Origin of the sequence: Saccharopolyspora pogona, from assembly GCF_014697215.1 — a bacterium.
Taxonomy (GTDB): Bacteria; Actinomycetota; Actinomycetes; order Mycobacteriales; family Pseudonocardiaceae; genus Saccharopolyspora; species Saccharopolyspora hattusasensis.
On sequence record NZ_CP031142.1, the window covers coordinates 208,085 to 222,845 of the forward strand.

Here is a 14,761-nt window from a genome sequence, read left to right on the forward strand (position 1 = left end):
ACACCAGGCGGACCGCCCAAGTTTTGGTACCGACAACGTTTCGAGGAGAAGGAAATGACCGCACCTGACCAGAAAGCGGACGTAAAGGCCGCCTTGCACGAAGTACTTTTACGACAGGCCGGATTCGCACCGGACGAGTTGGTCACGCAGGCTCGTGTCTGGCTCGCGGAGGACCGGTTCGACGAGGTTGCCCGCGCGGTAGCATCCACCGCCGCACGCTACGTCCTGCCGCTCACCGAGGGGGATCTGGGTGTGCTCATGACCGTCTCCGAGGCGGAGGGTGCATCGCTGGACGCCCTGGAAAGCATCGAGCCCATGATCGACGACCCGCCGCTGGTGTGGCAGTTCAGCGCCGAACCGCCGGATTCCGTTGACTCCACCGACGATTCCGGCGTGGCGGCACTGATCGAGGTCCTCGGTGAAGAACCGGACGCGCTCGGAATGTGGCGTGCATGGCGAAGGTCCCCGGATGGCGCACCGTACCCACCGCCGCGAGCTGTCTACGTCGTCGAAGCCGACGATGACGACCTACCCGCGCTCACCGCTCGGCTGCAGAAGGCGCTCGTCGCCGCCGGTGAAGCGGCTCCGCAGGTCGAGGTCACCCCGGTCGTCGGCCCGGTGCCCACGTACCAGCGGGCGGCCCGAGCTTACGGTGCGCTCCTGTGGGCTGCTACCGAGGCGCCGGAAATCACGGTGGCGCGGGTTTTCGACGCGGTGGACCCGATTTCCGGCCCGAGCTTCGCCCCGGACCACCCCCGGATGAACAATGAAGCCGAACGTGGCCAGATCGTCGACTACCTACGCGCCGGCACTGCCCTAATGATCACGACGGCCACTCTGGAAGACGTCGTCGATCCCACCCGTGGAGCGGTCGTCCCAATGAGCTTCCGCACCGACGGCACCTGGATTTGGCCGGACACCGTTGCGTACTACCTGGAACACCACCACTTGGCGCCAGATCCGGACCTACTGGCGCACATCCGCGACGCCGGCCTACTTCCCCCAGAACTGGACGCGGTGGCCATACACCGAGCAATGGACGTACTACGCAAACCTCCGGAAGCCGAACCAGTCTGGACCCGCTGAGCCGGATCAGACGAGGTGAGGGACTCCGGCAGAGTCTGTTGACCACCCTGGGTAAAGACGGGCACGGCTCTTGTTGATCACGTGAACGCCCAGGTCCCGTGATCATGTGAGCGAGCCGTGCCCGTTGGCGACACTGCCTGAACCCTGTCGCCTTCGGTCTACTGCCCAGCTGTCTCGTAACGGCGCTGTGCATGCGTTGGCACGGGGCATGCGTTGGCACGGGGAAGGCGGCTGCCCGCTACCTGGGCCCAGCCGCACACCGCGACGAGCTCAAGCCCACAAGCGGGCCAGCGGTCTCCGCCTCGGTTGAGGCGATCGCGGTGGGTATTTGCCTGATGAGGCTGGGACGGGGCCGGCGCCGCAGAGCACGGCGAAGGCGGCCTGGAGCGGAGTCGTCACATGATCAACAAGGGGACTTCCCGTCCTTGCTCCCGGTAAACATGCTTCGCCGGAGTCGCGGACCCCCGGCCGACGACCGCATTTCGATATCGATCGAGTGCGGCGAACGAAAATCAAGGCTGGGGGAAGTAATCAAACTGCGGGTCTACGTAGGGTCTGTACCTCGAGTCGGCTGAACTTTCGGACCACCGAGCGATTTTGCCGCTGGGGTGAGCTTACCAAGCTTAGCCGTTCAATCCGCTGGGCGAGTTCCCGGAAGGCGATTTCGCCCGTTGTTGGCGCTAGATCAGCTCCAACGCAGTCGAACTGTGCTTCACCCCGACCTACGCGTCCTGGGCCAACCCGATCGAGGCCCAGTTAGGGCCGTTACGCACGTTCGTGATCGCCGGCTCGAACCACCCGAACCACGCCGTCCTGACCCTGCTGGCTAATTCCGCGAGGGGCTGGGGCTGGTGTCACTGCGGGAGTGGTCCGGTTCTGCCTCGCCAATCGGTGTGCGGTGAACGGCCTGTTCACCTCGGTAGGAGCCTGTTGCAAAATTACGCCCATTACGGACCGTGATCGATCGATCACGGCTGAGATGGCCACTGGCGGACAAGCGGCGGCGATCGAGACTGATTTGGTACTTCGGTTCAGCCGTTTTCGCCGAAAACGCAACAGGCTCGTAGACGACACGAACGGTCCGTTCGCTTCACGCCCGCACCTTCCCAAACAGCCCCAACACCGCGCCGAATTAACCAGCAGGGTCCGTCCTGGCCCGAAAACTGCACGCCTACCTGCGCTCGCGCAACGCCAACGCTCGCCACCCCGAACGTCCTGGCCGCCCAACGCCGCGAGCGCGCCCGCATCCGCAGCGAACGACAACGACGCTGGGGCCAACCCACCACCCCGGTGGCCTGACCCCCACACCTCGAACGTTCTTGGTCACGGCGCCAGTGCCGTGATCGTGATGGTCGGGCAGATGTCGATGACTGGACCGCAGGTGCTGACCGGAAGCGGAGTTTCAGTACTTCTTGCTGTCGTGCATCACCCGTCGGCGAGGCGTTGGATGGTGGCGCTCAGCCAGGCCTGGAGATCAGCGGGGTCGCCGAGTTCGGAACGCAGGACCCGGCGGCGGGTCGAGACGCCGAGCACGAAGGCGTCGATCGCTGCGGCTCGGCTGCGGGCGTTCGCGTCGTCCAGGCCGCTTTCGCGCAGGTAGCGGTGCAGCGGCTCCAGCGAGTTCGTGTCGAGGAAGGCGGCCAACGCCTCCGCCGCCTCCGGGCGTTCGCCGGACGCGCGTTGCAGCACGAGCAGCGGATCCTCCCCGGGTGCACCGAACCAGCGCTGGACGATGCTCGCCGCGAGGCGCGAACCCAGCGCGGAACGGTCGCCGTCGAAGGAGTTTGAGACCGGGATCTCCACCCGGGTTGCCGCCAGGAAAAGGCCATCCTTGCCACCGAAATAGCGCGTGATGAGGTTGGGCGACACGCCGGCCGCGTCGGCCACGCCTTTGACCGTGATCGCCGTGTACCCGCGCCGGGCGAACTGGCGTTGCGCGTGCTCCAGGATCCGCTGCCTGGTGGCGGCGGCATTACGCAAGGTCATGTGTATCAGCATACACATCATGTGTACGCTGATACACATGAGCGACGAGATGGGCGAACGACTCCAGCGGACGCGGCGTGTCACGACCCCGTGGAGTGACGACGGGACGCGCGGCATCAGCGGCACCCGCCTCGACGAACTGCTCGAACGCTGGGCGAACGGGTACGACTGGGGCGTGCACGAGCGCCGCATCGGCGAGTTCCGTTGGGTGACGGTGCAGGCAGGCGACACCGACCTGCGTGTGATCCACCAACGGTCCGCGGATCCCGGCGCTCCGGTTGTCGTGCTGCTGCATGGCTGGCCGGACTCGGTGTTGCGGTTCGAGCGCGTCCTGCCTTTGCTCGCGGACATGCACGTGGTGGTTCCCGCGCTGCCAGGCTTCCCGTTCGCGGCTCCGCTCATCATGCCCGGTATGTCGGTCAACCGGATCGCTGGGATCGTCGCGGACGCTCTCGATGAGCTCGGTTACTCGCGGTACACGGTGTCCGGTGGCGACGTGGGTGGCACCGTCGCGGAACTCCTCGCGGCCGAACACCCGGACCGGGTGGCCGCCCTGCACCTCACGAACGTTGCCCCGCAGCGTGCACTCACGGCGGACCCGGCGAAGCTCGCGCCCGACGCGGCGGCCTACCTCGGCCGGTCGGCGCAGTGGTTCCGGACCGAGGGCGGGTACCTTGCTGAGCAGTCGACGCGGCCGAACACGCTCGCCGTCGCCCTCGGCGACTCACCCGCCGGCCTCGCGGCGTGGATCGTCGAGAAACTGGAGTCCTGGTCTGACAAATCGGCCTTCACTCCGGACGAGCTTCTCACGTGGGTCACCGCCTACTGGGTCACCGGCACGATCGGCACCTCTTTCGCCACCTATGTCGAACCTGCCGCCCTCCCTGACCGGATCGACACGCCGACCGTGCTCTCCGTGTTCCCGCGCGACATCAAACCGGAGCCGCGAAGCTACGCCGAGGCGTTCCTGAACCTCTGCGATTACGTGAAACACCCTGCCGGCGGCCACTTCGCAGCCTGGGAACAGCCCGAGGCTTACGCCGGCGACGTACACCGTGCGGTCAAGCTGGGCGGCTGAAACGGAGCTTGCGAATGCTCCACCGCTGCAACGCCGTGCGCCCGGCTCGGCCCATGGCGTGGCAGCCGACGCCGTGAACGTTCGTGGTCACGGCATTAGCCGGTTCAAACCGGTGACGTCCGCGATCGGTCCGATAGACACCGAATGATCCAGAGCCAGCAAGAGCAGGTTGCCAGCGGACGTGCCGTGGCTGCACGGCAATGGGATCCGCGTGCTGGTCCGTTGATCTGGGCCTGACCGGGACTCAAGCCGTATTTGGAGGTGGTCGTCCAGGTGGCCGACGGCCTGGCCGACGCACGCGTCACCGCAGCAAGGCGCGTCGCCGCCCTCCGCGACGAGATTAACACCCTGCTACGCGACTACCGCACCAAGCTGGAAACCGGGATTCGCGGGTTATCGGACCGCCGCGGCGTTCAACTGTGTTGCAGTGCGCGGAATTCGTTCGACCACATTTCATTCTCGCCGGGCAGGCCGTCCGTGCCCCGTTGGACGGTGTGCCGGCAGAAAATGCTGGTGAATATCCACGGCGGCTTGTTCGGGCCGAAATCTCTGGTCATCGGGATGCCCTGGGCCAGTGGGTAACAGGCCACAGCCAACCGGCCGGTAGTGCGGAACCTGTTGACCAGGTCGGACATGAACCCCTTGTTGTCCGCGAACCAGGGACACGACGTGAGGAAGTCGTTCCATTTGATCTGGGGGAAGGGCCGTTCGATGGCGTCGTGGGCAACCTGCCACACCGGGGTTCCTCGTGGTATGCCGTAGCGGTCGGCGAACCCGGCGGGAATAGGGTCCGTCAGATGTGCCTTGTAGAGTTTGACCAGTGAGAACTCGGTGGCCAGGATCTTCTGGTCGGCGCGTATCCGGGGGAGAATGTAGTCGAGGTACAGCTGGCCGTCGCTCACGGAAGCCACGTGTGGATGGCAATCCGTACCCGCGATGGACGGGTTCTTCTTGACGAACTCCAGCCACCTGTCGGTGTGGGGTGTGCGGCTCCCGGGATTCTCCAGGTCGTTGAGGGCGCCCATGTAGATCTGGGTCTTGTTGCCCGATCCGACGCGCTGCCGGTAGTCGATGGTGCGCTGGGCGACCGTTTCGTAGAATTCATTGATGTTGCTGAACTGCTTGCCGCACTCGAGGAAGGGCTCGTTGCCGACCGTGACAATGTCAACCTTGCCCATGATGACGGCCAGGACCTTGTCCAGGCGTTCGAGTGCGATCTTCATCGCACTGCTACCAGCGGCTGGAAGTCCCTGCGTGTAGTTGAATTTCAGGCTCAGCACGGTGCCATAGCCGTTACTGGCGGCGGCCATGAGCTTCCGCATCCCGGATTGGCCGGCCACGTCGTCCTGGTCGGCCAATTGCACGTTGTAGAAGCCCCGCAACCAGGTCGCCGAGACAGCCCGCAACTCGTCGAAGTTCGTGGTGTCCAGATTCTGGTCGACGTCGGCCCCCAGCACGCCGATCGGCTGCGGTGCGGTGACCGGACTCGTCGAGGCGTCGCTCGCCGGCGTGCCGCCACCCCCGGGGGAGCACCCCGCCACACCCGCGGCGGCCAGTCCCATGGCCATAGTGGACAGGCCGAGCATCCGGCGACGTGACAGCGCGACGCGTTCACCCGGGCGCGAGGACGAAACCTGGCCCATCGACACTTCCTTCCCATGAAACGAGAACCCGGACTCGTCCAAAAGAATCAACGACGGCTGAACTCGCGCTCAAGACCAGGTCGCATACGTGCCCGTTCGCACGCCCCGCGTTGCCCGTTCTCAACCGGATGCAGGTACGCCGTGCGGCGCCGACAATTCGATTGGGGTCAGAGACCGTCACCGCCGATCCCGTCGCGAGCGTGACGGAGAGAAGGGCACGCGAGAAGCCAGCGTTGTACGACTTATTGATGGTCTAGCGTATTTGGATAATTTTGGCCCATGGGGCGAGACCGGTATGATCGAGGAAAACGAAGCGCACCCGATAGCTGCTGCGCATTCGTACCAGCCCGGTCTCCGCAGCGGCGGAAGCCGTCGTTGACGGCTTCGGGGTCGGATGCCGCTTGCCAAGGTCGACATGGCTCGCCGCACGCACCCGACGCTGGTAGGCGGCCAAATCCCGTCCACACGGGCCCACCTGCCCATCGACGGTGAAGGCTTCGGCATCCCCTATCGTTGCATAACACAACACAAAACAGGCGCAACGGCCCACCCTATTGCCGAAAGATCATTAGGGTGACGCAAGGTGGAAATGGTCGGAAATCTGTGCCCTTTCGGACCGGCCTTCCCGAAAAGACCGTGGATTGAGAGACGTTTGTACCGCGACTGACCAGCACGGCTAGGGGCAGTATGTGAAGGGGCCCAACTTGGGTGAACCCTACGCACGTTGTGGTTCGTGCAAAAGGTGACGGTGTTAGCGCGGAGGTGTGTTGCGGATGGCTGCGATCGTGGTTGAACGGGCTGGTGCGTCGGTGCTCGTTCGCGCTGGTGGGGCCCGGGACCCTCGCTTGGCGTTCGCGGACAAGGTGGCCGCCGAGGATCACCGCAAGGCAGTCGTCGTGGACCAGATGGGATACGCGGCGCTGCACGCACACGATTCCCAGGTGCTGACCGACCTCAGCGGCGCGCTGTCGCGTGGCCGCGGCCGTCGCCGGGACAACGTGCGGCTGGTGGCCAGTGGTTCCGGTCGTGCCAACCCGGATGGAACGCCGTCGCTAGCGGCGAGACTGGCCCGGCAGTTGGGTGTCGAAGTGATCGCACCCGAGGGTGAACTGGTCATCCTGCGCGGCGGTGAGCTCTTCTCGGCGGGGCCGGGCGCCGGGTGGGTGCGCTTCAGGCGCGGGCGAATGACCAAATGCGACGGGCCCCGATTTCCCGCACCGCCGTGGGAATCCGAGTTGCCCGAGGATTTCGCGGCGCAAGCCACCGACCGGACAAGTGTGGTGGCGATCCCGGCCGGTCTGTGGCTGCGGACCGCGAACACCCGCCCGGCCCCGCTGTTCGACAGCGGCTTCGGCGTGCCACCGGATGACCGGCTCCGCATCGTGGTTGGAGCACCGGGCGAAAAAATTCCGGACGTGGCGGACGTCGCGAGAATCGTAGAATCCTTGCCGGATTCGGTCCGGCACAACTTCGTGCTCACCGTCTACGGGCCCGAGCCGGTGGGACCGGTGCCGTTCGCGCAACAGCTCGCCGCTTATCTGGGTGTCCCGGTGCGCGCGAGCCATGGCATGCCGTATTACGCCGAGGCCGGTGCTCGAGGCATGGTCGCGATCAACCGAGCGGGCTACCCGACGTGGCGGCCGTTCCTGCACGAAAGCATGTACCTTCCGCATGGTGCCCCGACGCCGTGCAGCGGAGTGGCTCCGGCATCGGGACTGCACGGTGCCGGACCCGGTCGGTACTGGCTCACCGAGGGCTGGCTGGTTGACCTGATCCCATGCGGTTTTCTGGTGCGACCGGCCACTGCCACACCGGAAGCCGTCGCCACTCGGTTGCCGGTAGATCCCGACCACGTGAACCTGATCGTCACCGCCGTCACCAGGGCCGCCGACGAGGTGCCTGCTCGGGCCCTCGCCGCGATCGAGAAGTTCGCCCGTTCCCTGCCGGAAGACGCCCGGCAGCGGCTGCGTCTAGTGGCATCGCATTGGGTCCGCCCCGGTTCCCTCGTGGGGCTGGGTGGGGCACTGCGGGTGCCCATGCACGTCCTGACTCCGGCCGGTCCGCAACCTGATCGGTCCACGCCAGAGAAGGTTGGTGCGCCGCAGAAAGCTGCTGTGCCACAGGAGGCTGTGCCACAGGAGGCGGCTGGGCCACAGGAGGCGGCTGCCGCAACGACTCGGCTCGACCAGGTCCGCCCGGCAACGACCGGCCGACCCGCCGATCATCAGGTGCCGAGTGGTCCGGAGCAGCTGCCGGCCAAAGCGGAGCCCGAAGCGGAGTGGAGCACATCCGCGTTGCCTCAGGGCCCGCCTGCCGTTGGCCGGCCCAATGCCCTGGTCGGCGGTCCCGATGCTGCGGTCCCGACTCGAGCCAAGCCACCAGCGGGCGGTTCCCGCGATGTTCGTTCTCCCCAGCCGCCTGCGCACCGTGATCCGGCACCGGTCGCAGTGGACCGTCGTGGTCGGATACGACCGGTCGGAACAAACTGGCAGCGGCGGCGTCGATCCGGACTTGTCACGCCGGACCCCGTAGCATCACAATCACGGCCGCCGAGCGGAAGCTCGCGATTGCCACCGACCGACGACTCGCCTGTCCCACCAGCCAGCCTGCCTCCCGCCCAGTCGGTGTCCGGGCTGGCGCTTTCAAGCTCCACTTTTGCGATCCCGCCCGTTGCGCGCTCCGATCACGACGCGCAGCAGGATTCGCAGGCACCGGTTTCGGCGTACGCAGCGAGCGGATCGCCGGCGGATCCCGGTCGGATTGAGCCGCGTCTCGAACGGGTCGGAGCCCCTGGGGCGCCGGAACTCAGGGGCTTTGATGACGGGCCGACCTTGGTCCTGCCGATAGCGCCTTTGGTCCGTGCGGCATCGACATCGGCCGAGTCGCCTCCGCCGCCGCCCACGACGGAAGCATGGGCGGCACCTGTGGCGGCGCAGGAACCGATGCCGCCGGTCGCGCCGGAAAGTGCCGCTGCCGCCCCGACCAACAGCGGTGTTGCCGCCCCGACCAACAGCGGTGTTGCCGCCCAGGCGGCCCTATCGGTTCCGGATGAGAAGAACGCAACACCCGTACCAGACCTGTCATCCCTGCCGGAGGCGTCGCCCGTACCAGACCTTTCGTCGGCACCGGACGTGCAGCCTGAGCCGGACCTGTCGTCACAACCGGACCCGGCACCCGCACCGGAGCCCGCGGAGCCGGACGCCGTGCCGGTACCCGCGGAGCCGGACGCCGCCCCGGAACCCGCGCCAGCGGCCACCCCACTACTGCTGGCCGACCACGTCAGCACCGACGAGGAGCGCAGGAAGTTCCGGGCTTCGCTCGGCTGGCGGTTCGACGCGGCGACGCAGATGGTCACACGGATGCTCGCCGAGCGTCCTGGCATGCGCGCGAGTGGCGGAACCGCCGAAGCCCTGACGACGGAGTTGGCAGCCGCCCAGGTTTTCGCCTCGTCCGAGCAGACAGAAGTGGTGGAGGCGATCCGATCCGGCAGCGGCCAGATCGAGCTGTCCTACCTGCACTGCCTGGCCAGCGGCCTGCGGAGGTTGCCGTCGCTGCAGGGAGTCGTGGTTCGAGGCGGCCCATCCGACGCCGCCGCGGTCGACGACTACGTGGTCGGAGCCGAGCTGTTGGAGCCCGCCCCGATGGTGGCGAGGGCCGATCCGGAAGCGGCCGTGCCGGGCGCCGTCGAGGTGCTCATCTGGTCGATCACGTCCCGTCGCCTGGCGGGCCTGGTCGAAGGGGAGCGTCGAACCGACGTCGTGTTCCTGCCTGGCACGGTGTTTCAGGTGGTGGCCGTCGACCGCACTGCCGCCAAGCCTCGGGTGTTGCTGGCCGAAGTGCCTCCTGGCTGGGACTTCACCAGCGAAAGCGGCGAGCGTCGCGCCAGCCGCATCAGGAAGAAGCTCGAGGCCGCAGTCGCCGCGCGTGACGGCGTTCGAGACGCTGAACCGGATGCCGGGGACGAGGCCAGGTTCGCCGCGTTGCCTGGCATGCCCAGGACTCCTCTCGCCGTGAGCACGGGGAGCACGGGGAGCACGTCGTCGTGAACTATGCAGCATCCACGGTGGAGCGGAATGACCTCTACGAACTCCTGCTGCGCCTCGCGGGCCGGGTGCCAGATGACGGCCTGGCCATCATGCGAACCTGTCTGGCCGACGGCGAGGAAGACCAGGTCGCCGAGCTTCTCATCACCGCTGTCACGACAAGAGGGCTGGCGCTGGTCCAACACGAGGTGGAGGTGATCCGAACCTTGGCCGCCCAGCACGGTGTGCGAACTGCGGAGCTGGAAAAAGCGACCCTCCTGACAGAGTTGCCACTACCTGCGTTCGAGTTCACCACACCCCCCATCGACCAGGACGGGATGGACGAGCAGGACGCGATCGTGGTCGAGGCCGCGAGCCGGGTTGGCGGGCTGCTCGGGCTGTGGCGTGCCGTTCGCCGATCCGAAGGCAGCGAAGTGCGGCTCTACCTGGGAGAAGCAGAGCCGAGCTCGGACGTGGTCGAGCTCGCCGCCGAATCGCAGCACAGCCTGGTGGAATCGGGTGTTGAACCCAGAATCGAGCTGTTCACCGAAGGCACGGAACTCGCTCCCTACCACGAAGCCGCGCTGACGAATGCTGATCTGCTATGGACGGCGGCGCCTCCACCCCAGATCCACCTCGCGCGCACATTCGACGGTGCGGACCCGGCGCGGGGACCGTACTTCAAGCCCGACCACCCGCGGCTACCGGATGCTGACGCGGCACGGGCCCTCTCCTTCTTGCGGGCCGGAGAGACCGTGCTGAGCAGCGCAGCACGGATGCACGACGTGATGCAACCCGGCCAAGCTGCCGCTGTGCCGGTCAGTTTCCGCTCCGACGGCACTTGGATCTGGAGCGACTCGGTGATCTACTACCTGGAGCGCTACCAGCTCTCCCCGGAGCCCGACCTGGTCGACCACGCGTTGACGTCGACGCCCCCGTCCTCGGTGCTCAGCCAACTCACCTACCACCACGTCCTCGCCGAACTGTTCGCGCCCGCACCCCAGGAGTCGATGTGGCAGGCAAGCTGATCAACGGTGGCAGCACGAGATCGATGCTGACCGTCTCCGCCACCGGACCTGACTGCTACCGCACCATCGGTGACGCCGTGGCGGCAGCCCGCGCTGGCGACGTCATCTCCATCCAGCCCGGCACATACCGGGAATCGGTGCACCTGCACCGCGACGTGACGCTGTCGGCCGCCGGGCCCGCAGGAGCCGTCCGCATCGAGTCCAGTGCGGAACCGGCGATCCAGATGACCGCCGAATCAGCTGGGCTCTCCGGCGTCGTCGTCGTGCACAGCGGCGCTGAGACGTCGGCGATCGACGTGCCGTCCGGTCGTCTCCGGTTGGACGAGTGCACCGTGGAGGCCGAGTCGGCCGCTGCGGTGTTTGTGCGGGGCCAAGCGGAGGTGCTCGCGCACGCCTGCACTTTCGTCAACCCCGGGGGTGCCGGACTGATCGCCGTGGAAAGGGGCGGCGGCAGTTTCGACAAATGCACGTGGCGCGAGATGAAGAACTCCGCTGTGGTGTTCCGCACTGGTGCCACCCCGCTACTCCTGGACTGCACGATCACCGACGTGAACGGAAGTGCTGTGCTGGCGGCCGAACGGTCACGAGGCACGGTGCGGGACTGCCGCATCGTGCGTGCCGGCAACCCCGCGGTCGTCATCGAAAGCGGCAGCACCCTGCAGGTGACTGGAACCTCCATTGTGGAGACCGGCGGTGTCGGCGTGCTGGTGGCTTCCGGCGCCACGCCTCTCCTGGAGGACTGCTCGATCGACGACGCGGCGGCACAGGGCATCGTCCTCATGCAGCAGGCCGCGCCGGAGATGCGTCGCGTCAAGGTCAGGCGTCCGGTCGGATACGGCATCCACGTGCTGGAAGGGTCGGCCGGTGCATTCATCGAGTGCGAGGTCAGCGGTGCCAATGACGTCGGCGTGTTCGTCGGCGAGTCGCACACGGAGTTCAACGAACTGCGTGTCGAAGACAGTGGGGCGACGGGGATTCTGGTTAGCGACTCGGCTAACCCGTCCTTTTCAGACATTCAAATCCAGGCATCCGGTGGCTGCGGCATCGAGGTCCGCGGTGGTGCGTCACCCCGGCTGATCGGCGCGGTGATCGCGGCATCGGCCGCGGACGGAGTTCTGGTGACCGAGCGCGGGCGCCTGTCGGCCGAGGACCTGGCGGTCACGGACTCCGAGGCAGTGGGTGTGCGGGCCATCGATGGTGGGCATCTCGACTTTCGCGGCGTCACGGTGTCGGGCAGCACCGAGGTCAATATCCTGGTCGCCGACAGTGAGGCGACGCTGCATGGATGTGACCTGTCCGGGGCCGGCCAGCAGGGCATGCTGATTTCCAGCGGGTCGTCGGTGGAACTGACCCAGACCCGGGCCGCCGCGTCGGAAGGGTCCGGTATCGAATGGGCAGCCGGTACCACCGGCAGCATGTCGCAGTGCGAGGCGTCCGGCAACGGTGGCGACGGCGTCGTGGTCGCGTCCACCGAGCCGATCAACATTCGTGAATGTCTGTTCGAATCCAACGGCGGTGCCGGCCTGCGCATCTCGGTGCGTCGGGACAACCTGCAGCTCAGCGGTATCGAGAGCAAGCGGAACAAGGACCCGCAAAGCGACACGACCGGTGGCGACTCGCGGTTGTCCGAGCAGCTGAAGCAGTCCGGGAGCACCCGCTCGGCCAAGACGCCGGGCAAAACCGCCGAGCAGGAGGGAAAACCGGAGTCCGCGTCTCGCAAGTTCGAAGGACCGCTGGGCGGACTGCTCGACGAGCTGAACTCGCTCGTGGGCTTGGCAGACGTCAAGCGGGAAGTGGAGATCCTGACCCGGCTGGAGCAGATGGCTGAACGGCGGGCCGCTGTCGGCCTCCCGATGCCTCCGATGAGCCGGCACCTCGTGTTCACCGGCGCGCCCGGTACCGGTAAGACCACGGTGGCACGGCTTTACGGCAAGATCCTCGCAGAGTTGGGAGTGCTGCGGACCGGGCAGCTCGTCGAGGTGGGCCGCGCCGATCTGGTCGCCAGCATCGTCGGTGGAACGGCCCTGAAAACCACCGAGTGCTTCGAGAAAGCTTTGGGCGGCGTGCTGTTCATCGACGAGGCGTACGCGCTGTCGGCGACCAGCGGGGGCGGCGCGGACTTCGGTCGCGAAGCGATCGACACGTTGGTCAAGCTGATGGAGGACCACCGCGACGACGTCGTGGTGATCGTGGCCGGATACACCGTGGAAATGCGGAAGTTCCTGGCGTCCAACCCGGGCCTCGGCTCACGGTTCTCCCGCACGATCGAGTTCGCTGACTACTCCTCGGCGGACCTGGTCACGATCGTGGAAGGCCTGTGCCGGGCAAACGACTTCCGGCTGGAGTTCGAGACCCGCGAAGCGGCGCTGAACTACTTCGAGAAGCTGCCGCGCGACGAGTCTTTCGGCAACGGTCGCACCGCCCGGAAGGTGTTCGAGGAAATGATCGGGCGGCAGGCCTACCGCCTGGCCGATGTCCCGGACGCCAGCGCGGTCGAAATGACCCGCCTGCTGCCCGAGGACATCGGGCCGCTGCCCGGCAGCGGAATCGGTGCGGGCGCGGCGGCCGCCGACGCCGAGAAGGTCGAGGCACTGCTCAACAAGCTGCAGCAGATGGTCGGACTGGCCGAGGTGAAGTCCGAGGTCAGCAACATGGTCGATCTGTTGGCCTCGGCTGGGCAGCGGCAAGCCGCCGGACTCCCGGTGCCATCGTTGAGCAGGCACCTGATCTTCGGCGGGCCACCCGGTACGGGTAAGACGACCGTGGCGCGGCTATACGGCGAAATCCTTGCCTCGCTCGGGGTTTTGCAGCGCGGCCAGGTGATCGAGGTTGGCCGGGCCAACCTGGTAGGCGAGTACGTCGGCCACACCGCGCAGCGCACGACGGATGCATTCGAGCGGGCCCGCGGTGGCGTGCTGTTCATCGACGAGGCGTACACGTTGTCGTCGCAGCGCGGCTCCGGGAACGACTTCGGCCGCGAGGCCATCGACACCCTGGTGAAGCTGATGGAGGACCACCGCGACGAAGTCGTGGTGGTGGCGGCCGGCTACGAGGAGCAGATGGAGGATTTCCTGGCCGCCAACCCAGGATTGTCCTCGCGCTTCTCCCATCGGGTCCGGTTCGCCGACTACACCAACGACGAACTGGTCACGATCGTCACCCAGCACGCGGCGTCGGCTGGCTACGAGTGCACTGGGCCGACGGTGGCGGCCCTGCGTGCCCACTTCGTGGCTGTGCCACGGGGTACGTCGTTCGGCAATGGCCGCTACGCACGCCAGGTCATGGACGAAGCGGTGACCCGCCACGCGAAACGCCTGCGTCTGACGGTGTCCCCGACGCTGGAGGATCTCTGCGTCCTACTCCCGGAAGACATCCCAGGCCCAGCCGAGAGCGTCGGCACCTGAGCCTGGATCCACCGACGGGCGTTGGTGGATCCAGGCTGCCGGTGATCGATGGTGGGTGGCGTTGAACAGGGTTATGCAGCCGTGTGCGCTGGGCCAGCGTTGGGGCAGGTGCAGTGTGAGTCGCCGGGCGGAACGGGCGATGCGTGCTGGGGGTGTGGATGAGCTGGGCTCGGATGGTTCTGGTGGTGGCCTTGGCGTGGAAAGCCAACCCGCTTGCAGGTCGGGTCAATGTCGATGAACGTGACTTGGCCTTCGACCCTGCTGGTTAATTCGGCGCGGTGTTGGGGCTGTTTGGGAAGGTGCGGGCGTGAAGCGAACGGACCGTTCGTGTCGTCTACGAGCCTGTTGCGTTTTCGGCGAAAACGGCTGAACCGAAGTACCAAATCAGTCTCGATCGCCGCCGTTTGTCCGCCAGTGGCCATCTCAGCCGTGATCGATCGATCACGGTCCGTGGTGGGCGTAATTTTGCAACAGGCTCCTACCGAAGCGAACAGGCCGTTCACCGCACACCAAC

Annotated in this window: 7 protein-coding genes; 5 read left to right on the plus strand and 2 right to left on the minus strand. The window is 66.6% G+C overall.

All coding sequences use genetic code 11. From position 1 onward, the window contains the following. Nucleotides 1-54: 54 nt before the first annotated feature. Nucleotides 55-1,086, plus strand: coding sequence for a hypothetical protein (locus tag DL519_RS00430; protein WP_190812398.1), 1,032 nt, complete (start codon nt 55-57; stop codon nt 1,084-1,086). Between the two features lie 1,425 nt (nt 1,087-2,511). On the opposite strand, the gene DL519_RS00435 is transcribed toward DL519_RS00430, so the two are convergent. Beyond that, on the minus strand, nt 2,512-3,072 hold the full coding sequence (locus DL519_RS00435; protein ID WP_190812399.1) for a TetR/AcrR family transcriptional regulator: 561 nt from the start codon (nt 3,070-3,072) through the stop codon (nt 2,512-2,514). A gap of 37 nt (nt 3,073-3,109) precedes the next feature. Between DL519_RS00435 and DL519_RS00440 the strand changes: the two genes are divergently transcribed. After that, the gene (locus DL519_RS00440) at nt 3,110-4,150 is read left to right on the plus strand and encodes an epoxide hydrolase family protein (RefSeq protein ID WP_190812400.1); all 1,041 of its coding nucleotides are present in this window, start codon (nt 3,110-3,112) and stop codon (nt 4,148-4,150) included. 413 nt (nt 4,151-4,563) lie between these two features. On the opposite strand, the gene DL519_RS00445 is transcribed toward DL519_RS00440, so the two are convergent. Beyond that, the gene (locus DL519_RS00445; RefSeq protein ID WP_223838294.1) at nt 4,564-5,835 is read right to left on the minus strand and encodes a hypothetical protein; all 1,272 of its coding nucleotides are present in this window, start codon (nt 5,833-5,835) and stop codon (nt 4,564-4,566) included. Between the two features lie 731 nt (nt 5,836-6,566). Between DL519_RS00445 and DL519_RS00455 the strand changes: the two genes are divergently transcribed. From DL519_RS00455 to DL519_RS00465, 3 genes are read left to right on the plus strand one after another with little or no spacing between them, the layout of a single operon-like run. Then, nucleotides 6,567-9,839, plus strand: coding sequence for a hypothetical protein (locus tag DL519_RS00455; RefSeq protein WP_190812401.1), 3,273 nt, complete (start codon nt 6,567-6,569; stop codon nt 9,837-9,839). Continuing rightward, a complete protein-coding gene (locus DL519_RS00460; protein ID WP_190812402.1) occupies nt 9,836-10,843 on the plus strand; it encodes a hypothetical protein in 1,008 nt (335 codons plus the stop codon). The genes DL519_RS00455 and DL519_RS00460 overlap by 4 nt, the downstream gene beginning before the upstream one ends. Then, the gene (locus DL519_RS00465; RefSeq protein ID WP_190812403.1) at nt 10,828-14,247 is read left to right on the plus strand and encodes a right-handed parallel beta-helix repeat-containing protein; all 3,420 of its coding nucleotides are present in this window, start codon (nt 10,828-10,830) and stop codon (nt 14,245-14,247) included. Before DL519_RS00460 ends, DL519_RS00465 begins: the two co-directional genes overlap by 16 nt. Nucleotides 14,248-14,761 lie beyond the last annotated feature (514 nt).

Coding starts and splice junctions, on each gene's coding strand:
- DL519_RS00430 (WP_190812398.1), top strand. CDS start 55: ATGACCGCACCTGACCAGAAAGCGGACGTAAAGGCCGCCTTGCACGAA.
- DL519_RS00435 (WP_190812399.1), bottom strand. CDS start 3,072: ATGACCTTGCGTAATGCCGCCGCCACCAGGCAGCGGATCCTGGAGCAC.
- DL519_RS00440 (WP_190812400.1), top strand. CDS start 3,110: ATGAGCGACGAGATGGGCGAACGACTCCAGCGGACGCGGCGTGTCACG.
- DL519_RS00455 (WP_190812401.1), top strand. CDS start 6,567: ATGGCTGCGATCGTGGTTGAACGGGCTGGTGCGTCGGTGCTCGTTCGC.